A 19375-nucleotide genomic window follows, 5' to 3' on the forward strand; every position below is an offset into this window, starting at 1 on the left:
TCGACCGGGATGAAACCGATCTTGCCTGCCGGCGGAGTGGGTTCGAGCACGGTCTTCGAGACGCCGACCGGCTTGCCGGCGACGATCGCGTTGCCGATGTCGTTGGCGTCTCCCGAGTGGCAGCGCGACACTCCTTGGAATCCGTTTCCTTCGTGTGCTCCCAGACGCGCGTGGCCATCATCAGGCGATGTGCCCAAACTATTCAGGGATATCGATCGTGCCGGGAGTTTCGCCGATGACGTCCTTGGAGGCGAAGACCTTTTGGGTGAGCTTGCGAGCGTAGTCGAAGGGTTCCTTGCTGCTGGCGACGTGGCAATCGGCGCGGCCGACGCTGGTGCCGGTGCGATTACTGCGATGCACCGTCTTCTTCAACTCCTAGCAAGGAGTTTTCGTGGTGCGGCAGGAAAGGCGGAACTCGGTACGGTTGGTGTATACCATGCCGGTGTCGAGGCCGTCCCAGATGGTTACGCCACCCACCACGCCAATCACGATCATGCGCAGCATCGAACATTTCGGCGGGTTCATCAGGCACTGGAAGAACCCGGCTTCGCATTCCTTGCTTTCAGTCTGGTCAGCCGTTGGTCAAATCCAAGGAAGCCGTTCGCCGGAACCAGACTAATCGTTAGAGTTTGAGACGGTGAAGCAGAAAGGGCATGTCCGGTGGCGATGCCAGCCCGGATCGCGCATGGAACCCATTCAAATCGCGACGTTGCTGACCGCTACGGGCTTGCGGTCATCGCGCGATCCGGCCACTTTGCACATTGCGGCAGATCAAAACTCGCCGCTGGCTCCGGCGCGCATGATCTTGTCGATGGCCTCGCGCACCATAATGGATTTATCGCGCAAACTGGCAGAAATCTGATTCGGATTCTTGCTGGCGTCCAGCCAGCGCACGTCCCAGTCGAGGGTGATCAGCCAGATTTTCTTGTGCGCATCCTCGGCGACGGCGACGCGGCAGGGCAAGAACGCCGCGAACTCCAGGCTCATATCGAGGATTTCGCGCGCCACGACGGCGTCGCAGAAACTGAAGAACTCGACGCGTGGCGTGTCGGTCTTGCCGGTGATGGCAACAATGTCCTTCCAAAGGGGATTGTGGCCGACGAACTTGAAATTGATCTCGTTGGCCTTGAGCTTCATGGCATCGACGACGTCGTCGAACTTCAGCCCGTCCTTGGCCGGGTATTTGACCACCATCATCGCGATCATGTCGCGCAATGAGAACGGGTTGATCGCCATCATCGACGAAACGAAGTTCGCCCGCGCCTCCGCGCTGATCGACGGCGCGATGGTGTTGGGGACGATGTCCTCCTTGGGTCGCGTCGGCGGTATCTGGATATTGAACGGCAGCGGTGCGCCCTGCAGGCTCTGTGCAGGCAGCTGGCTGGGCTTGCCGTCGCGCTTGACGCCCTCGTCGGCGGCGAATCCGGGCTGGACCGCGAGGCCCAACAGCAGCGCAAGGGTGGTACAGGTAGTTCCGACTTTCCTCAACATGACAGGCTACTCCGGTGAACTGATGTCCGGGAGGGCGGCTTGCGCCGCAACCTCCCGATATGGCCCGGTCTGAACGGGCGCTTTACTTCTTCACCGCCTCGGCGGCCTTGCCTGCGGCACCAGCGCCAGCCTTGGCTGCGTCGCCGGTCGCCTTGGCGCCGGACTTGGCCATGTCGCTGCCCGCCTTGGCACCCGACTTGGCCGCACCCGTGGCGGCCTTGCCAGCCGCCTTGGCGCCGCCGGCCGTCGCCTTGTTCATGTCGTCGGCCATCTTCGGCATCGCCGTCATCGCCACCGACATGGCGTTCATCATCTGCACCATGAGCGCCGGATTCATCATCTTCATCATGGCGTCCATCATCTGCGGATTGGTCATCATGCCCATCCACTGATTCATCATTTCCGGCGAAGCCATCTGCATCATGCTGTTCATCAGCTTCGGATCGGTCATGGCCGTCATGAAGGGCATCCACATCTTCGGATCCATCATGCCCATCATGGCGTTCATCATCTTGGGATCGGTCATGGCGTTCATCCACGGCGTCATGATGTTGGGATCCATCATCTTCATCATGGAATCCATCATCTTGGGATCAAGCATGGCGTTCATCCACGGCGTCATGATGTTGGGATCCATCATCTTCATCATGGAGTCCATCAGCTTGGGATCGGTCATGGCGGTCATCCACGGCGTCCACAGCTTCGGGTCCATCATGCCCATCATGCTGTTCATCAGCTTGGGATCGGTCATGGCGGTGACGAAGGGCATCCACACCTTCGGCTCGACCATGCCCATCATGGCGTTCATGAATTTCGGGTCGGTCATGCTGGTGATGAAGGGCGTCCATACCTTGGGATCGACGACGGACATCATGCTGGTCATCATCTTCGGGTCGGTCATGGCGGTGATCATGGGCGTCCACAGCTTCGGATCACCCATGGCAATCATCGAGTTAATGAACTTCGGATCGGTCATGGTGTTCATCCACGGCGTCCAGATCTTCGGATCGGCCATGGCCATCATGCTGTTGATCATCTTCGGATCGGTCATGCTGTTGATCCAGGGGGTCCAGACCTTGGGATCGGCCATCGACATCATGGAGGCCATCATCTTCGGATCGGTCATGGCTTTCATCCAGGGCTCCATCACCTTGGGATCCATCATGGCCATCATCGAGTTCATCATCTGCGGATTGGTCATGGCGGTCATCCAGTCGCCCATGCCTTTGCTCCAGTCGCCCATGGCGGGCATCTGCGGAGCAGTCTGGGCGATACCGACGACGGGCACTTGCAGCATCACCGCCAGGGCGGCGGCCATCAGGGATTTGCGGAATTGCATTGTTGCCTCCAATATTGTCGAATCAAGAAAAATTGAACAAGGTCTGGTGGAGGCCAGGAAGTCGGCGCCAGGCATACGGCGCGACCCCATCCTCCTTACTTACAACAGTCGCCGCGTCGATGCGTTGCCGGCGCGGCTGAATCCGTTACAGGCGGCATGATCAGCGAAAACGGCAGCCTTTGCTGCCGTTTTTTTCTATGCCGGGATAAACCCCGCGACCGTAATGGTCAAGATTCGCGCATCATCCGCCAGTATTCGTACTTCATGGTCGCCGATGAACCGGCAACAATGGCCAGGAAGGTGATGATGGCACCCACCGAAAGCGTCGAGAATCCGGTGATGCCTTGGCCGACGGTGCAGCCCATTGCCGTGACGCCACCGAAGCCCATCAGAACGCCACCGATGATGTGGCGAAACATGTCCTGCGCCGAAACGAAGTGCTCCCAGCGAAAGGCCTTGGTCGCGATCGCGTAGAGAAAGGAACCCACGCCGACACCGAACACGGTGGCGATGCCCCAGGTGACCACGGTACCCGTATCGGTCCACAGCGACCAGAGTTCCAGCGTGTAGCCCGCGGGGGCGATGAAGGACATCGACTCGGCCAACTTGGAGTTGGTGCCGACGGCCATCTCGGTCAGCGTTTCGGGGTTTTCCATCCAGCCCAGCTTGCCGGTGATATACCAGCCGGCCACCACCACCCCGCCGAGAACGATGCCGGCAATGAAGTTGTCCTTGTTCTCCCAGAACGACTTGCTCAACAGTACGAACGCCATCAGCAGGCCGGACAACACCAGGGCGATGACCAGTTCGGCCGAGGCCAGGTCCATGCCCAAGCTGCCGTGCAACAGGTGCGGCAGGGTCTGGTGGGTAGGGAGGTTCAGCGTAACGCCGGGCGCCTGCAGCCACTCGACGCGCGGCACGGCGAAGATGCCGCGCAAGGTGACATTGGCCGAATAAGCCATGTAGATGAACACCACCACGGCCTTAAGGTTGCCGCCGCCGACGCGCACCAGCGTCTTGTTGCCGCAACCCGAGGCCAGCGTCATGCCTATGCCGAAGACCAGACCGCCGACGATGTGCGCCAGCCAGGGCAGGTTCTGCCCCGTATAGATGGTGTTGGCGAGGTTGATCTTTCCCGTGTAGGCGAGGATGTTGGTGCCGAGGATGGCGACCGCGATGGTCAGCAGCCAAGCCCGCATGCGGCCCCAGTCGCCCATGTTCACCACGTCGGATACCGCACCCATGGTACAGAAATTGGTCTTGTTGGCGAAGAAACCAAAGATCAAACCCAGCCCGAAACCCCACCAGACAACGGTCTTGGCGAAGACTTGCAGTTCTGCCGGCATGGCGGTCTATCCTCCAAGGAATTCTGGATACTTTTTGAGTGCGCGATTTTCCGACAAACCCCGCGCTGCCTCGATTCAATACATCGCTCGAAAAATAACGGCGCTCTATATAAGCATCTAATAATATACCGTCGGATCGTCCAGTCCGGCGACGGCAAATCCATCGCGACGCAATCGGCAGGAGTCGCAAACGCCGCAGGCACGACCGCGGGCGTCGGCCTGGTAGCAGGAAACCGTCAGTCCGAAGTCGATACCCAGGCGCGTGCCTTCGGCGATGATCCGCGCCTTGGTCAGTTCGATCAGCGGCGCATGCAACCGCAACGGCCGACCTTCGACAGCCGCCTTGGTCGCCAGATTGGCCATCGCCTCGAAGGCACGGATGAATTCCGGACGACAGTCAGGGTAGCCGGAATAGTCCACCGCATTGACGCCGACGAAGATGTCCTGGGCATCGAGCACCTCGGCCCAGGCCAGTGCCAGCGAGAGCATGATGGTGTTGCGTGCCGGCACATAGGTGACGGGGATGCCCGGCTGCACGCCCGAGATTGGCACCGCGATCGAAGCATCGGTCAGGGCGGAACCACCCAACTGCCCGAGATCTAGCTTCAGCACCCGGTGCGCCGTAGCACCCAGTGCGGCCGCCACCCTCGCCGCCGCCTGCAATTCGGCGCCGTGGCGCTGGCCGTAATCGAGCGACAGGCAATGGCAGGCATGGCCGCGCTCGCGCGCCATGGCCAGCACGGTCGCGGAATCGAGGCCACCGGAAAGGAGGACGACGGCGGGTTGCATGCCGCGATGGTAGCAAAGGGGCGGGACGACCGCCTCATCTATAATCCTTCCCTGTTCATACCTCGTCCGGCAAGCAACGATGCCCAAGAAAGTGTTCATCCGCACCTTCGGTTGCCAGATGAACGAATACGACTCCGACAAGATGGCCGACGTACTGGCCGGCAGCGACGGCGCGGTCAAGACAGACAATCCCGAGGAAGCCGACATCATCCTGTTCAACACCTGCTCGGTGCGCGAAAAGGCGCAGGAGAAGGTGTTCCACGACCTCGGTCGGGTGCGGCACCTGAAGCAGATCAAGCCGGACCTGGTGATCGGCGTCGGTGGCTGCGTCGCCAGCCAGGAGGGTGCGGCGATCGTGGCGCGGGCGCCTTACGTCGACCTGGTATTCGGCCCACAGACCCTGCACCGCCTGCCGCAGATGATCGCCGCGCGACGGGATAGCGGGCGCGCACAGGTGGACATCTCCTTTCCGGAGATCGAGAAGTTCGACGCGCTGCCGCCGGCCAGCGTCACCGGAACCTCGGCCTTCGTCTCGATCATGGAAGGCTGCTCGAAATACTGCAGTTTTTGCGTCGTGCCCTATACGCGCGGCGAGGAAGTCTCGCGCCCCTTCGCCGACGTGATCGCCGAGATCGCGGCGCTGACGCAACGCGGTGTGCGCGAGGTCACCCTCCTTGGCCAGAACGTAAATGCCTACCAGGGCGCGACGGACGACGGGGATGCCGCGGACCTTGCCTTTCTGATCGAGACCCTGGCCGACATGCCCGGCATCGAACGCATCCGCTACACGACCTCCCACCCTCGCGAAATGACGCAACGCCTGATCGATGTCTATCGCAGCGTCCCCAAACTGGTCTCGCACCTGCACCTGCCGGTGCAGTCGGGTTCCGACCGAGTCCTGGCGGCGATGAAGCGCGGCTACACGGTGCTCGAGTTCAAGTCGCTGGTAAAAAAGCTCAAGGCTGCCCGCCCCGACTTGTCGCTCTCGTCCGACTTCATCATCGGCTTCCCCGGCGAGACCGCGGAAGATTTCGAAAAGACCATGCGCCTGGTCGAAGAGCTGAATTTCGACAACAGCTTTTCCTTCGTCTACAGCCCGCGTCCCGGCACGCCGGCTGCCGAGATGGCCGACGATACGCCGGCGGAACTCAAGATTCAAAGGCTTATGCGCCTGCAGAAGACCATCGAGGCGCAGGCCTTGAAGATCAGCCAGGCCATGGTCGGCACCGTGCAGCGCGTCCTGGTGGAAGGCCATGCGCGCAAGGACGCCAGCGAACTGGCCGGCCGCACCGACAACAATCGCGTGGTGAATTTTGCCGGCGCCGCGCGCCTGGTGGGTCATTTCATCGACGTCACCATCACCGCCGCGCTGCCGCACAGCCTGCGCGGAGAAGTCGTCACGGCCTCGGCAAACTAGGCGCGCGTGGATTCGAGACCACCCGGTCCGCCAGCCCGGATGCCGACTTGAGGCATACTCCGGCCGTGCCCCCGAAACCCAGATCGCTCGACATCGACCTCGCGCCGCCAGACAATGCGCGCCTGCAAAACCTGTGCGGCGCGCTGGACGAAAACCTGCGCCAGGTAGAAGCCGCCTTCGACGTCACCATCGGTCGTCGCGGCCAGCGCTTCCACATCGGCGGCGAGCAAGCGCAAGCCCGCCTTGCCGCCACCGCGCTCCAACATTTTTATGGGCAGGCGGCGCAACCGCTCTCGATCGACGAGGTCCAGCTCGGCTTGATCGAGGTCGCGCGCCACCGCGATACCCGTACGTCGCTGCCGCCCGGTTCCGGGCTCGTCACGCGCAAGAGCGACCTGCACGGACGCACGCCGAACCAGGTCAAGTACCTGCGCGACATCCAGGAACACGACATCACCTTCGGCATCGGTCCGGCCGGTACCGGCAAGACCTACCTTGCCGTCGCCAGTGCCGTGGACGCCTTCGAGCGCGACCTGGTCAGCCGCATCGTCCTCACCCGGCCCGCGGTCGAAGCCGGCGAACGGCTGGGCTTCCTGCCCGGCGACCTGGCGCAGAAGATCGATCCCTACCTGCGTCCGCTCTACGATGCGCTCTACGACCTGATGGGTTTCGAGAAGGTCGCCCGCCTCTTCGAGAAGCAGAACATCGAAATCGCGCCACTGGCCTACATGCGCGGGCGCACGCTGAACCATGCCTTCATCATCCTCGACGAAGCGCAGAACACCACCCCGGAACAGATGAAAATGTTCCTCACCCGCATCGGCATCGGCGCCCGCGCGGTGGTCACCGGCGACGTGACGCAGATCGACCTGCCGCGAGGGCAGAAGTCGGGCCTGGTCGAGGCGCGACGCATCCTCGCCGACGTGCGCGGCCTCGCCTTCACCGATTTCGACGCGTCCGACGTGGTACGCCACCCGCTGGTGGCGCGCATCGTCGACGCCTACCAGAAACATGACGCGAACCGTCCGCCGCCTGCCTGAGTTGCACCTGTCGGTGCAGTACCCGGCGGGCAGCGCAGGCGCGCCGACGCGGCCGCAGGTCCGGCGCTGGGTGCGCGCGAGTTGCGCGATCCCGGCCGAGGTCGCGGTGCGCTTCGCCGACAGCGGCGAGGGACGCGACCTCAATCGCGACTATCGCGGCAAGGACTACGCCACCAACGTTCTGTCCTTTCCCTATGAATTCAACGACCGCGTGCACGGCGACCTGGTGCTGTGCCGCGAGGTCGTCGAGCGCGAGGCGCGCGAGCAGGGCAAGGCGCTGGAAGCCCACTACGCGCACATGGTGGTGCATGGTATGCTGCATTTGCAGGGCCATGACCACGAAACCGGACGTGCCGATGCCGAACGCATGGAAGCGATCGAGCGCGAAATCATGGCCGGCCTCGGCTATCCCGACCCTTACGCCTAGCGATTCCCGCATCCAGCAATGGACCCATCCAGTAAGCCCGGACTGATAGAACGCCTGACCGCGCTGTTGCTGCGCGAACCCGAGGACCGCGAACAACTCCTGGAACTGCTCCATGGCGCTTTCGAGCGCCAGCTGATGGACGCCGATGCACTGTCCATCATCGAAGGCGCGCTGTCGGTGGCCGACATGGCGGTGCGCGACATCATGGTGCCGCGCGCCCAGATGGACGTGATCGACATCAACGACACGCCGGAGCAGGTCGCCGAGGTCGTTCTGGAAACCGCGCACTCACGCTTTCCGGCGATCGGCGAAAGCAAGGACGACGTGCTCGGCATCCTGCTCGCCAAGGATCTGCTGCGCCATTTCGCCGGGAAGGAATTCGACCTGCGCGACACGTTGCGCCCGGCGATCTTCATTCCCGAATCGAAGCGCCTGAACGTCTTGTTGCGCGAGTTCAGGGCCTCGCGCAACCACATGGCGATCGTGGTCGACGAGTACGGTGGCGTCGCCGGCCTGGTCACCATCGAGGACGTGCTGGAACAGATCGTCGGCGACATCGAGGACGAGTACGACTTCGACGAGACCGAGGACAACATCGTCAGGGACAACACCGGACGCTACCGGGTCAAGGCGCTGACCGAGATCGCCGACTTCAACACCGCGTTCGCCACGGAATTTTCCGACGAGCATTTCGATACCGTCGGCGGACTGGTGATCCACCACCTCGGTCGCCTGCCCAAACGCAATGAAGTGCTGAGCATCGACGGCTTGCGCCTGCAGGTACTGCGTGCCGACAGCCGCCGCGTGCATACCCTGCTGGTCGATCCACAGAAGGGTCTGCCACTCACGGATGGCTGACGCGGGCGGGCCGCTGTCCGCGCCTGCGGCAGGCGGCGCCAAGTCGCGCCTGGCCCCGCGCCTGCTCCTCGCGGGACTGCTGGGTGCGTTCTGCGTCCTCGGTTTCGCCCCCTTCGACGCCTGGTTTGCCGTATGGCCAGCGCCGACTTTTGCGCTGGGCGGCCTCTACCTGCTCTGGCGCGCCGCCACGCCGCGCGCGGCGGCGCTGCTGGGGCTGGCCTGGGGCGCCGGCTGCTTCCTGATCGGTGTCTCCTGGGTCTACGTCAGCCTGTCGCAGTTCGGTGGCATGGCGCCGCCCGCGGCGGCGGCGGCCACGCTGGCGTTCTGCCTCTACCTCGCGCTGTTTCCGGCGCTGGCCGGCTACGCGTTTCGCCGTATCGCCAGCGCCGACTTTTCGCGACCGATTGCCGACGCGCTGTTGTTTGCCGGCGTCTGGACGCTCACCGAATGGCTGCGCGGCACGCTGTTCACCGGCTTCCCCTGGCTGGCGATCGGCTATTCGCAAAGCCCGCCCAGCCCGCTGGCAGGCTGGGCCTCGGTGCTCGGCGTGTATGGCCTTGGCTTCATCGTCGCGTTGATCGCCGCCTTGCTCGCCACCGGCTGGCGCAAGCCGGCTACATGGACCGTGGTCGCCGCCCTGCTTGGCGCCGGCGGCCTGCTGCGCGCGATGGACTGGACCCAGCCGGCGGGCGCGCCGATCACGGTCAGCCTGCTGCAGGGCAACGTGCCGCAAAGCCTGAAGTGGGATCCGGAGCACCTGCCGCGGTCGGTCAATACCTACGTACAACTGGCCAAGGCGCACCCGGCCGCGCTCACGGTGCTGCCCGAAACGGCGCTGCCGCTCTTCTTCGACGAAGTCCCGCGCGACGTCCTGCGCGGCGTGACGACCCATGGCGATGCGCTGATCGGCGTCGCGGTGGGCACCACCGACGGCGGCTACACCAACGGCGCCGTGGCGCTGACCCGCGAACTTGCCGCCAGTGCCTATGCCAAGCGCCACCTGGTGCCCTTCGGCGAGTATCCGCCGCCGGGATTCGCCTGGTTCTTCCGCTTCGCGCACATCCCGATGTCCGAGTTCACCGCCGGCCCGCCGCGCCAGGAAGCACTAGCCGTCGGCGGCCAGCGCATCGCGCCCAACATCTGCTACGAGGATCTGTTCGGCGAGGAATTGCTCGCTGCCGTGCCGACCGCCACACTGCTGGTGAACCTGTCCAACACCGCCTGGTTCGGCGATTCGCTGGCCCAACCGCAGCACCTGCAGATCGCCCGCCTGCGCGCCATCGAAACCGGCCGCGTGATGCTGCGCGCGACGAACACCGGCATGACGGCGATGGTGAACCCGGACGGCGCGATCGCGGCGGCGCTGCCGCCCTTCACCACCGCCGCGCTGGTGGTCCAGGCCCAGGGACGAAACGGGCTCACGCCCTATGCACGCTGGGGCAATGCGCTGGCCCTGCTGATCGCCTTCGGCGCCTGCCTGGCGGCGCTGCGGCGCAGGGGAAGCTAGAGTTTGAAGGCGGCCAGATCGATGGTCAGGGTCGGGCGGCCCATGGCCTTCAGCGCGGCGCAAAAGAATCGTCGCACCTCGGGCGTCGCCGGATGCAGATCGGCGGCCTTGATGTTGCCCGCCAGCAGCAGTATCTGGTCGACCAGCAGCATCTTGCCCATCGGGTTCGGATTCTCCAGCCCGGCCCTGCGGAACTCCTCGCCGATCCAGTGGCGCGCCGTGGCCGCATCGACGGCCGCGAGTTCGTCCGCGCCGAGGGGGAAATCGAAACGCTCGCCGTTCTTCAACACCACGCTGACTTCATGATCCACGGTACCGCTCCTTGACTGTTTGGCTGACTGGCGCAAATGATACCGGAAGGCACCGGCGCCATCGCAAACCCGCGCCGCGCTGCGCTCCTGCTGCACAGCAGCTTGACCGGGCCACGCACCACCGCATAATGCGCCGACCCCCAACAACAACGAGGAGTCCCAACATGTTGCACCACCGCTTCCTGACCCTGCTGCTCGCGCTGCTTGCCACCGCCCTTGCCTTTCCTGCGGCGGCGGCGGCAGCCATCATCGATGCCGCCGCCGTGAAGGCTGCCCAGGCCCGTGGTGCCATCCTCTGGGACACGCGCGCCACCCCGCTCTACCGCAAGGGCCACATTCCCGGCGCGGTGAGCATCGGCGATGCCGGGACCGTGCTGCGCAATCCCGTGACCGAAGACTTCATCGAAACGGCGCAGATCGAGAAGATCCTCGGCAATGCCGGCATCGACCCCGGCAAGGAAATCATCGTTTATGCCGACCGGGGCAGCCCCTTTGCCTACTTCGGCCGGCTCGCGCTGCGCTACTTCGGCGCCGACAATGTCAGTGTCTTCCACGACGGCATCGAGGGCTGGCAGGACGCCGGCAATCCGGTCGAAACGACCGACGCGCAACGCGCGGCCATAGCGCTCAAACTCACGCCGCGGCCGGAACTGATCGCCAGCACCGAGGACGTGGTGACGCGCGGCAAGAGCGGCGCGGTGCAGGTCATCGACGCGCGCACCTCGGGCGAGTACCTCGGCAACGACGTGCGTGCCATCCGTGGCGGCCACATCCCAGGCGCGCTGAACATTCCCTACGAGCAGAACTGGAAGGACCCGGAAACCAACGCCAAGATGTCGCGCCGCCAGGTCCCGGACAACAAGGGCGCCGGCCTCGCCCCGCCCGATGCCCTGAAGGCGCTCTACGCCCGGCTCGACCCGAACAAGGAAACCGTGGTCTATTGCCAGAGCGGCGTGCGCGCGGCGGAAACCGCGGCGGTGCTGGAAACGCTGGGCTTCAACAAGGTCAAGGTATATGACTCGTCGTGGCTGGGCTATGCCGCCCGCCTCGATGCCCCGGTGGAACGCGAAACCTTCTTCAACGTCGGCGCCATGAACGGCCGCCTGGCCTCGATGCAACGCAAGATCGACGAGATGGAAAAGATGATCGGCGAACTGCATTCCAGCCACTCGGGGAAGGTGGCCTGCCCCGCCGGAAAGGCCTGCTGAGCGCCTTCGCGCGCGCAAGCGCGCCGCGGAAACCCTGTAAAATCGCTGCTCTCGCGAACTTACGGGGTTTCCCGATGAACCAAAAACCCACGTTCCAGGAAGTCATCCTGCGCCTGCAGGACTTCTGGAACAAGCAGGGCTGCGTATTGCTCCAGCCTTATGACATCGAAGTCGGCGCCGGCACCTTCCACACCGCTACCTTCCTCCGCGCGATCGGCCCCGAGCCATGGAAAGCCGCCTACGTGCAGCCTTCGCGCCGGCCCAAGGACGGCCGCTATGGCGAGAACCCCAACCGGCTGCAGCACTACTACCAGTACCAGGTGGTATTGAAGCCGAATCCACCGAACATCCAGGAACTCTACCTCGACAGCCTGCGCGCGCTCGGCATCAACACCTCCGAACATGACATCCGCTTCGTCGAGGACGACTGGGAGTCGCCGACGCTGGGCGCCTGGGGCCTGGGCTGGGAAGTCTGGCTCGACGGCATGGAAGTCACCCAGTTCACCTACTTCCAGGAAGTCGGCTCGCTCGCCTGCCGTCCGGTGCTGGGCGAGATCACCTACGGCATCGAGCGCCTGGCGATGTACCTGCAGAGCGTCGAGAACGTCTTCGACCTGGTCTGGTCACCTGGCGTCACTTATGGCGACGTCTATCACCAGAACGAGGTCGAGCAATCAACCTACAACTTCGAGCACTCCGACGTCGACTGGCTGTTCGCGCAGTTCTCCAAGTTCGAGTCGGAAGCCAAGCGCCTGATCGGGCTAAACCTGCCGCTGCCCGGCTTCGAGATGGTGATGAAGGCCTCGCACAGCTTCAACCTGCTCGACGCGCGCGGCGCCATCTCGGTTACCGAGCGCGCCGCCTACATCGGCCGCGTGCGCGCCCTGGCGCGCGAGATCGCACAGGCCTATCACGATTCGCGTGAGCGGCTCGGCTTCCCGATGTGCAAGGGAGTTGCGGCATGAGAACGACCTACCCCCCGTCCCCCTTCCCTTGGAAGGGGGTGACTTTGGTTCGCGGACTCTGCCCGCTCCAGATTAATGACTTGCTGCCCCCTTGGGGCGGCCCGGCGGAGGCAGCATGAAGGCCACCCTGCTGATCGAACTCCTCACCGAGGAACTGCCGCCGAAGTCTCTGGCGAAGCTCGGCCTGTCCTTCCGCGAGCAGATGCAGAAGGCCCTGGCCGAGGCCGGCTTCATCGAGGCCGCCAATGCCGGGCGCTGGTACGCCACGCCGCGCCGACTGGCGCTGCAGTTCGACGACTGCCTGGAAAGCCAGCCCGATCGCGTGATCGAAAGGAAGGGCCCGGCGGTCGCCGCAGGAGTCGGCGCTGACGGTACGGCGACCAAGGCGCTGGAAGGCTTCATGCGTTCGGCCGGGGTCGAGTTCGCGCAGCTGGAAAAGCTGAACGACCCAGGTGGAAAAAGCGGGGCCGAGTACTTCGTCGCCCGCGTCAGGAAGACCGGCGGCCGCATCGACGAATACTTGGCCGGCATGGTCGAGGCGGCGCTGAAGAAGCTGCCGGTGGCGAAGCTGATGCGCTGGGGCGACGGCGACGCACAGTTCGTGCGCCCGGTTCATGGCCTGATCCTGATGCACGACGGCCGCACCATCGCCGGCGAAGTGCTGGGCCTGCCCAGCCGCAACATCACGCGCGGGCATCGCTTTATGAGCGTCGGCGTGATCGACATCCCGCGCGCGGAAGATTACGAGGCCATTCTGGAAACCGAAGGTCGCGTCATCGCCTCCTTCGACAGGCGCCGCGAGATAATTCGCCAGCAGCTCGACGCCGTCGCCGCCGGCCGCACCTGGCTGCAGGACGAGGCGCTGCTCGACGAGGTCACCGCGCTGGTCGAATTCCCCGCCGTGTATGAGGCCGGCTTCGACGACGAATTCCTCGCCGTGCCGCAGGAATGCCTGATCCTGACCATGAAGGCGAACCAGAAGTACTTCCCGCTGATGGATGGCGAGGGCGAGAAGGGCCGGCTCACCAACCGCTTCCTGGTCGTCTCCAACATGAAGGTCACCGACCCGACCAACATCGTCACCGGCAACGCCCGCGTGGTGCGCCCGCGCCTGTCCGACGCCAAGTTCTTCTTCGAGACGGACAAGAAGACCCCGCTCTCGGCGCGCATCGGCAAGCTGTCGCGAGTTGTGTATCACAACAAGCTGGGCAGCCAGGGCGAGCGCGTTGACCGGCTGGTCAAGCTAGCGGCGAAGATCGCGCAGCGACTCGGCGCCGACGTGGCGCAGGCCGAGCGCGCCGCGCTGCTGGCCAAGGCCGACCTGGTCAGCGACATGGTCGGCGAGTTCCCCGAACTGCAGGGCATCATGGGCCGCTACTACGCGTTGTCCGACGGAGAAACGGCGGTCGTCGCCGACGCCATCCAGAGCCATTACCAGCCGCGTTTCAACGGCGACGCGCTGCCGCAAGGGCATGTCGCCTGCGCCGTGGCGCTGGCCGACAAGCTCGATGCGCTGGTCGGCTTCTTCGGCATCGGCCAGATTCCCACCGGCGACAAGGACCCCTTCGGCCTGCGCCGCGCCGCGCTCGGCGTGCTGCGCATGCTGATGGATACGCCGCTGCCGCTGGCGCTGCCCGGCCTGATCGACGATGCCGCCGCCGGCTTCGTGGCGGAACTTTTCAGCGGCGACTGGCGTGCCGCCAGCGCCGACTTCTTCAAGGAGCGCCTGCGCCACATGCTGCGCGATGCCGGCCACGATCCGAAGGCGGTCGACGCCGTGCTGGCGCTCGACCCGACGCGCATCGACCAGGTGCCGGCGCGGCTCGCGGCGGTCAAGGCCTTTGCCGCGCTGCCCGAGGCCGACTCGCTGGCCGCCGCCAACAAGCGCATCGTGAACATCCTCCGCAAATCCGGCGCCGAGGCCGGCGACGCGGTCGATTCGGCGCTGCTCGCGGAGGCCGCCGAGAAAGCCCTGTGGCTGCAGGTCGAAGCCTTGGCGCCGGGCATCGAAGCACAACTCGCCGCCGCCGACTACGCCGGCGCGCTGAAGGCGCTGGCCGGATTGCGCGGCGCGGTGGATGCATTCTTCGACGGCGTGATGGTCATGGCCGATGACACGAAACTGCGTTCCAACCGGCTCGCGCTGCTGCTGCGCCTGGCCGGCCTGATGAACCGCGTCGCCGACATATCGCGACTGTCGGCGTGACGCGGGGCATGGCAAACAAAGGCTCTTTTGCGCCGGTGTTCGGCAAAGTCGGCGCTGGCGCCACGGCGAAAATGAATTGCGAAACACCTTGAAACGCCCGCCCCTCCCATCCTCCCCTCGCGGGGAGGCTTTTAGGCAGCTTGCTACGCTCGAACATCACCTGTCACTCCGAACCAGTCATCCACGTTATCCATGAAGCTCGTCATCCTCGACCGCGACGGCGTGATCAACCACGACTCGGACCAATACATCAAGTCGCCCGACGAATGGCGCCCGATACCCGGCAGCCTGGCCGCCATCGCGCGGCTCAACCAGGCCGGCTACCGCGTGGTGGTGGCGACCAACCAGTCGGGCGTGGGCCGCGGCCTGTTCGAAACCGACACCCTGATCGCGATCCACGACAAAATGCTGAAGGCATTGACCCAGGTCGGCGGGCGCATCGATGCCATCTTCTTCTGCCCGCATACCAACGCCGACAACTGCGACTGCCGCAAGCCGAAGCCCGGCCTGTTCAAGGAAATCGCCGGCCGTTACAACGTCGACCTGACCGGCGTGCCGGCCATCGGCGATTCGCTGCGCGACCTGCAAGTGGCTGCGGCGGTCGGCGCGCAACCGATGCTGGTGTTGACCGGCAAGGGGCGCAAGACCGTGGACGACCCGGCCCTGCCGCCGGACACGCTGGTCTTCCCGGACCTCGCCGCCGCGGCGGCCCACATCGCGCACTGACCCTTCAACGATGGCGGCGTTGCGCTCCCTGCTGTTCATGCTGATCCTGATCGTCGTGACACCGCCCTACACGCTGCTCGTCATCCTCTGCCGCCCGCTACCGCACAAGACGCGGCGCCACTCGGTGGTGCCTTGGGTGAATTTCGTGATCTGGCTGGTCAAGCACCTGCTCGGCATTCCCTACCGTCTGCTCGGCGCGGAGAATGTCCCGGCGCACTCGGTGATCGTGCTGGCCAAGCACCAGTCGGCCTGGGAAACCTTCATGCTGCAGGAGGTGTTTCGCGACACCGTCTTCGTCTGGAAGAGGGAGATCAAGTACATCCCCTTTTTTGGCTGGGCACTGGCCTCGATCCCGATGATCGAGACGGACCGCAGTGCAACCAAGGCCGCGCTCACGAGCCTGGTCGACCAGGGCCGCGACCGGCTCGCCAACGGTTATACGGTGGTGATCTTTCCCGAGGGCACGCGCTCGAAACCCGGTTCCAAGAATCGCTACAAGGTCGGCGGCGCGCACCTCGCGGTGGAGACCGGCGCCGTGGTGGTGCCGGTGGCGCTGAACTCGGGCGAGTTCTGGGGCCGCAACGCGCTGTTCAAGAAGTGCGGCACGGTCACCGTCAGCGTCGGCCCCGGCATCGATCCGGCAGGGCTTTCCGCCAGCGAGGTGCTGGCCCGCGCCGAAACCTGGATCGAGGCCGAGATGGCCCGCATCAGTCCACAACTCTACGCAGCGACGCCATGAACAGCCGCCGCAATCCGCAGTTCGCGCTAAGGCTCGATGCCGGCCAGCCCGACCCGGCGCAGGTCTGGCACGATGGCGCCACGCTCGATTACCTCGGCGGCAAGCTGCGCCTGCTGCTCGGCACGGAACAGCGCGATGCCATGCGCAGTGGCGACACGCTGTCGCTGCCGCTGCCGCCACGGGCCAGCCCGCGCCAGATCCAGGACCGCGCCGAAGCCTGGCTGCGCGACGAAGCGATGCGGCGGCTGCAACAGGTGATCGAGGAAAAGTCGGCGCTGGCGGGACGGCGCGCGCCACGCCTGGCGCTGTCGTTTGCGACCCGCAGCCACTGGGTCGAATCGCCGGGCGACGGGTCGCTGCGCTGCAACTGGCGCCTGATCCAGCAGCCGCTGCCCGTCATCGAGCAGGCCATCGCGCGCGGCATCGCCGCCCTGCCGCCGGAGCAGGCCGGGTTCGACCTGTTCGGCATGCCGACGGCCACTGGCTGAGCGCCGATGTTCCGCGAACAACTCAAGCTGTTCCGCCTGCCTTCACCTGCGCCCGAGGCGAGAACACGCCACCTGCTGATCGGCGGGCGGATCGTCGATTACCGCCTGAAGAGCGGCGCCACGCGGCTGTCGATGACCATCGACGAGCGCGGCCTGCGCATCGGCGCGCCGCACCGGCTGCCCCTCACCGAGATCGAAGCCTTCGTGCATGGCCATGGCGACTGGGTCCTGAAGAAGCTGGCCGAACTCGCCCACGCCACGCAACCGCGCCATGTCACGGTCAAGGACGGTCTGCGCCTGCCGCTGCTCGATGGCGAGGCGGAAGTGCGCGTGCTGCCCGGCGCCAACCGCGTGCGCTGGATCGGCGACACGCTGGTACTCGCGGCGCGCCCCGATGCCGACCTCGCCCGCCTCGCGGTGCGCGCCCTGCAGCAGCGCGCGCTGGCCCACTTCGGCGAGCGCCTGGCACACTTCACCGGGCGGCTCGACATCGCCGTGCCGAAACTCAGCCTGTCGTCGGCGCAAACGCGCTGGGGCAGTTGCAGCAGGCATGGCGGCATCCGCGTCAACTGGCGCCTGATCCACGTGCCGACGCAACTGGGCGATTACGTGGTCGCCCACGAAGTCGCCCACCTGCTGGAAATGAACCACAGCAAGCGCTTCTGGTCCGTGGTCGAATCGATCTACCCGGACTGGAGGTCGGCGCGCGGCGAACTCAAGCAGCGCACCACCTCGCTGCCCATCCTGTAACGCTCATGGCAGCAAGCTCTACCCGCTGTAGATGAAACACGCGAAAGGCGGTTTGAAGGCCCACCCCTCCCATCCGCTGCGCGGCCCACGGCTGGCTTTGCACAGCCAGCCGGCTGCGGCGGCGCACCACATGCGGTGCGAAACCCTGCCTCGCCCCCTCGCGGGGAGGCTATTGATCGGCTCGCTGCGCTCGACTATCAGCAGTCGCTCCGAGCATGTTGTTGCACCTTAACCCAACAGGAACCACCATGCGCATCCTGCACACCATGCTGCGCGTCGGCGACCTCGACAAGTCGCTGGCGTTCTACACCGAGATCCTTGGCATGCGCCTCTTGCGGCGCAACGACTACCCGGAAGGCAAATTCACGCTGGCCTTCGTCGGCTTCGAGGAAGAGGCCGATGGCGCGGTGCTGGAACTGACCCACAACTGGGGCGTCAGTCGCTACGAGATCGGCACCGGCTACGGCCACATCGCGCTGGCCGTCGACGACGCCTACGCCGCCTGCGCCGAGATCAAGTCGCGCGGCGGCAAAGTGACCCGTGAGGCCGGCCCGATGAAGGGCGGCACGCGCGTGATCGCCTTCGTCGAGGATCCGGATGGCTACAAGATCGAACTGATCCAGCGCGATTGAAGAGTCGGCGCTGGCGCTACGGCGATTTCTCGCCGCCCGGCGCCGGCACCATGCCGAGCTGGCGCAGCAGCGCCAGCTGGCGCTGCATCACCTCGCGGCGGTAGGCCGCCGCGTCGACCGTCGACCAGTCGAAGAAACCCCTGCCTGCGCGCAGCCCGGCACGGCCTTCGGCCATGTAGCGGTCGATGATGGCTGGCGGCGCGCGGCAGGGGTCGTCCATGGCCTTCGCCAGGTAGTGGCTGGCGTAATAGAGGATGTCCAGCCCGCCGAAGTCGATGAACTCGACGATGCCCATGCTGGCGAAGCGCGGGCCGAAGCCGTAGCGCACGGCGCGGTCGATGTCCTCCGGCGTGGCCACGCCCTGCTCCACCATGCGCGCCACCTCGTTCATCAGCAAGGCCTGCAGGCGCGGCACGATGTAGCCGGGCGCGGCCTGGCACAGCACCGGCTGCTTGCCGATGCTGCCAAGCAGATCGCATAGCCGCTGCGTCGCGGCCGGGTCGGTGCCCGGATGCGGCGAGACTTCGACCAGCGGAATCAGGTAGGCCGGATTCAGCCAGTGGGCGTTGAGGAAGCGTGCGGGGTGCGTAACAAAGCTGGCCAGTTCGGTGGACAACATGGTCGAAGTGGTCGAGGCCAGCAGGGCGTCGGCACGCATGTGCGTGCAGGCGAAGGCAAAGGCCTCGCGCTTGGCGTCGAGCTTCTCGGGCACGCCCTCGAACAAGACGTCGACTTGCGCCAGCACATCGGGCGCGGCGTCGCGGCCGGCGAAATGCACGCGCGAGAGCATGGCGGGGATCAGCGCCGCGTCGAAGACGCCGAGTTCCGCCAGGGTGGCAAGGCTCCCTTCGATCTCGCGCCGCGCATCGGCTTCGAGTGCCTGCGTGGCCTCCGCCGTGCGCGGCTTGGCGTCGATCAGCCAGACTTCATGGCCGGCATAGGCGAAGGCGTGGGCGATGCCGCGCCCCATGCGCCCGGCGCCGAGCGCGGCGACGCGCAGCGTCATCGGAGTGCACTCCCCCCGCCCCCCTCTCCGGGAGAGGGGGCGACGGTGGTTCGCGGGCTGCGCCCGCTCCGGGGGTTTGGCTGCGCCGCCCTTGGGGCGGCCCGGCGGGCGGCGCGCATCAGGCGTGCCC

At 65.4% G+C, this 19375-nt stretch carries 21 protein-coding genes; 13 read left to right on the plus strand and 8 right to left on the minus strand.

The window, feature by feature from the left end; all coding sequences use genetic code 11:
- Nucleotides 1-198: 198 nt before the first annotated feature.
- The 6 genes from J0M27_RS19970 to queC form a co-directional block, all read right to left on the minus strand.
- The gene (locus tag J0M27_RS19970; RefSeq protein WP_294996042.1) at nucleotides 199-372 is read right to left on the minus strand and encodes a NapC/NirT family cytochrome c; all 174 of its coding nucleotides are present in this window, start codon (nucleotides 370-372) and stop codon (nucleotides 199-201) included.
- 3 nt (nucleotides 373-375) lie between these two features.
- Entirely contained in the window at nucleotides 376-525 is a 150-nt protein-coding gene (locus tag J0M27_RS19975; protein WP_294996044.1) for a NapC/NirT family cytochrome c, read from the minus strand.
- A gap of 246 nt (nucleotides 526-771) precedes the next feature.
- Nucleotides 772-1491: a DUF302 domain-containing protein gene (locus J0M27_RS19980; protein WP_294996047.1), complete on the minus strand. Its 720-nt coding sequence runs from the start codon at nucleotides 1489-1491 to the stop codon at nucleotides 772-774.
- 82 nt (nucleotides 1492-1573) lie between these two features.
- Nucleotides 1574-2830 (minus strand): hypothetical protein, encoded by a 1257-nt coding sequence (locus tag J0M27_RS19985; protein ID WP_294996050.1) that lies wholly within the window; start codon nucleotides 2828-2830, stop codon nucleotides 1574-1576.
- A gap of 227 nt (nucleotides 2831-3057) precedes the next feature.
- The gene (locus J0M27_RS19990; protein ID WP_294996053.1) at nucleotides 3058-4176 is read right to left on the minus strand and encodes a YeeE/YedE family protein; all 1119 of its coding nucleotides are present in this window, start codon (nucleotides 4174-4176) and stop codon (nucleotides 3058-3060) included.
- A gap of 117 nt (nucleotides 4177-4293) precedes the next feature.
- Nucleotides 4294-4965, minus strand: a complete 672-nt coding sequence (queC, locus tag J0M27_RS19995) for a 7-cyano-7-deazaguanine synthase QueC (RefSeq protein ID WP_294996056.1) — start codon at nucleotides 4963-4965, stop codon at nucleotides 4294-4296.
- A 79-nt stretch (nucleotides 4966-5044) separates the two neighbouring features.
- On the opposite strand from queC, the gene miaB reads away from it, so the two are divergent.
- From miaB to lnt, 5 genes are all read left to right on the plus strand, one after another.
- Nucleotides 5045-6382, plus strand: a complete 1338-nt coding sequence (miaB, locus tag J0M27_RS20000) for a tRNA (N6-isopentenyl adenosine(37)-C2)-methylthiotransferase MiaB (RefSeq protein WP_294996059.1) — start codon at nucleotides 5045-5047, stop codon at nucleotides 6380-6382.
- A 65-nt stretch (nucleotides 6383-6447) separates the two neighbouring features.
- The gene (locus J0M27_RS20005; protein WP_294996062.1) at nucleotides 6448-7422 is read left to right on the plus strand and encodes a PhoH family protein; all 975 of its coding nucleotides are present in this window, start codon (nucleotides 6448-6450) and stop codon (nucleotides 7420-7422) included.
- Entirely contained in the window at nucleotides 7394-7849 is a 456-nt protein-coding gene (gene ybeY / locus J0M27_RS20010; protein WP_294996064.1) for an rRNA maturation RNase YbeY, read from the plus strand. Before J0M27_RS20005 ends, ybeY begins: the two co-directional genes overlap by 29 nt.
- A gap of 18 nt (nucleotides 7850-7867) precedes the next feature.
- Nucleotides 7868-8707 (plus strand): transporter associated domain-containing protein, encoded by an 840-nt coding sequence (locus J0M27_RS20015; protein WP_294996066.1) that lies wholly within the window; start codon nucleotides 7868-7870, stop codon nucleotides 8705-8707.
- Nucleotides 8700-10214 carry an apolipoprotein N-acyltransferase gene (gene lnt, locus J0M27_RS20020; protein WP_294996069.1) on the plus strand — a complete coding sequence of 505 codons (1515 nt, stop codon included), beginning with the start codon at nucleotides 8700-8702 and terminating at the stop codon, nucleotides 10212-10214. Before J0M27_RS20015 ends, lnt begins: the two co-directional genes overlap by 8 nt.
- On the opposite strand, the gene J0M27_RS20025 is transcribed toward lnt, so the two are convergent.
- Entirely contained in the window at nucleotides 10211-10525 is a 315-nt protein-coding gene (locus J0M27_RS20025) for a hypothetical protein (RefSeq protein ID WP_294996072.1), read from the minus strand. The two genes, lnt and J0M27_RS20025, sit on opposite strands and share 4 nt — an antisense overlap.
- Before the next feature lie 164 nt (nucleotides 10526-10689).
- On the opposite strand from J0M27_RS20025, the gene J0M27_RS20030 reads away from it, so the two are divergent.
- The 8 genes from J0M27_RS20030 to gloA all read left to right on the plus strand — a co-directional run bounded on the left by J0M27_RS20030 (nucleotide 10690) and on the right by gloA (nucleotide 18239).
- The gene (locus tag J0M27_RS20030; protein ID WP_294996075.1) at nucleotides 10690-11733 is read left to right on the plus strand and encodes a rhodanese-like domain-containing protein; all 1044 of its coding nucleotides are present in this window, start codon (nucleotides 10690-10692) and stop codon (nucleotides 11731-11733) included.
- 74 nt (nucleotides 11734-11807) lie between these two features.
- The gene (gene glyQ / locus J0M27_RS20035) at nucleotides 11808-12698 is read left to right on the plus strand and encodes a glycine--tRNA ligase subunit alpha (protein WP_294996078.1); all 891 of its coding nucleotides are present in this window, start codon (nucleotides 11808-11810) and stop codon (nucleotides 12696-12698) included.
- A 115-nt stretch (nucleotides 12699-12813) separates the two neighbouring features.
- Complete coding sequence (gene glyS, locus J0M27_RS20040) at nucleotides 12814-14904, plus strand: glycine--tRNA ligase subunit beta (RefSeq protein ID WP_294996081.1); 2091 nt, start codon at nucleotides 12814-12816, stop codon at nucleotides 14902-14904.
- Between the two features lie 192 nt (nucleotides 14905-15096).
- On the plus strand, nucleotides 15097-15630 hold the full coding sequence (gmhB, locus tag J0M27_RS20045; RefSeq protein ID WP_294996084.1) for a D-glycero-beta-D-manno-heptose 1,7-bisphosphate 7-phosphatase: 534 nt from the start codon (nucleotides 15097-15099) through the stop codon (nucleotides 15628-15630).
- Nucleotides 15631-15640: 10 nt separating this feature from the next.
- The gene (locus tag J0M27_RS20050; RefSeq protein ID WP_294996087.1) at nucleotides 15641-16369 is read left to right on the plus strand and encodes a lysophospholipid acyltransferase family protein; all 729 of its coding nucleotides are present in this window, start codon (nucleotides 15641-15643) and stop codon (nucleotides 16367-16369) included.
- On the plus strand, nucleotides 16366-16857 hold the full coding sequence (locus J0M27_RS20055; protein WP_294996089.1) for a YgjP-like metallopeptidase domain-containing protein: 492 nt from the start codon (nucleotides 16366-16368) through the stop codon (nucleotides 16855-16857). The genes J0M27_RS20050 and J0M27_RS20055 overlap by 4 nt, the downstream gene beginning before the upstream one ends.
- A 6-nt stretch (nucleotides 16858-16863) precedes the next feature.
- Nucleotides 16864-17607 carry a SprT family zinc-dependent metalloprotease gene (locus J0M27_RS20060; RefSeq protein WP_294996092.1) on the plus strand — a complete coding sequence of 248 codons (744 nt, stop codon included), beginning with the start codon at nucleotides 16864-16866 and terminating at the stop codon, nucleotides 17605-17607.
- Nucleotides 17608-17855: 248 nt separating this feature from the next.
- On the plus strand, nucleotides 17856-18239 hold the full coding sequence (gene gloA / locus J0M27_RS20065) for a lactoylglutathione lyase (RefSeq protein ID WP_294996095.1): 384 nt from the start codon (nucleotides 17856-17858) through the stop codon (nucleotides 18237-18239).
- Nucleotides 18240-18255: 16 nt separating this feature from the next.
- On the opposite strand, the gene J0M27_RS20070 is transcribed toward gloA, so the two are convergent.
- Entirely contained in the window at nucleotides 18256-19245 is a 990-nt protein-coding gene (locus tag J0M27_RS20070; protein WP_294996098.1) for a 3-hydroxybutyryl-CoA dehydrogenase, read from the minus strand.
- Between the last annotated feature and the right edge of the window lie 130 nt (nucleotides 19246-19375).

Origin of the sequence: Sulfuritalea sp. (assembly GCF_017302275.1) — a bacterium.
GTDB lineage: Bacteria > Pseudomonadota > Gammaproteobacteria > Burkholderiales > Rhodocyclaceae > Sulfuritalea.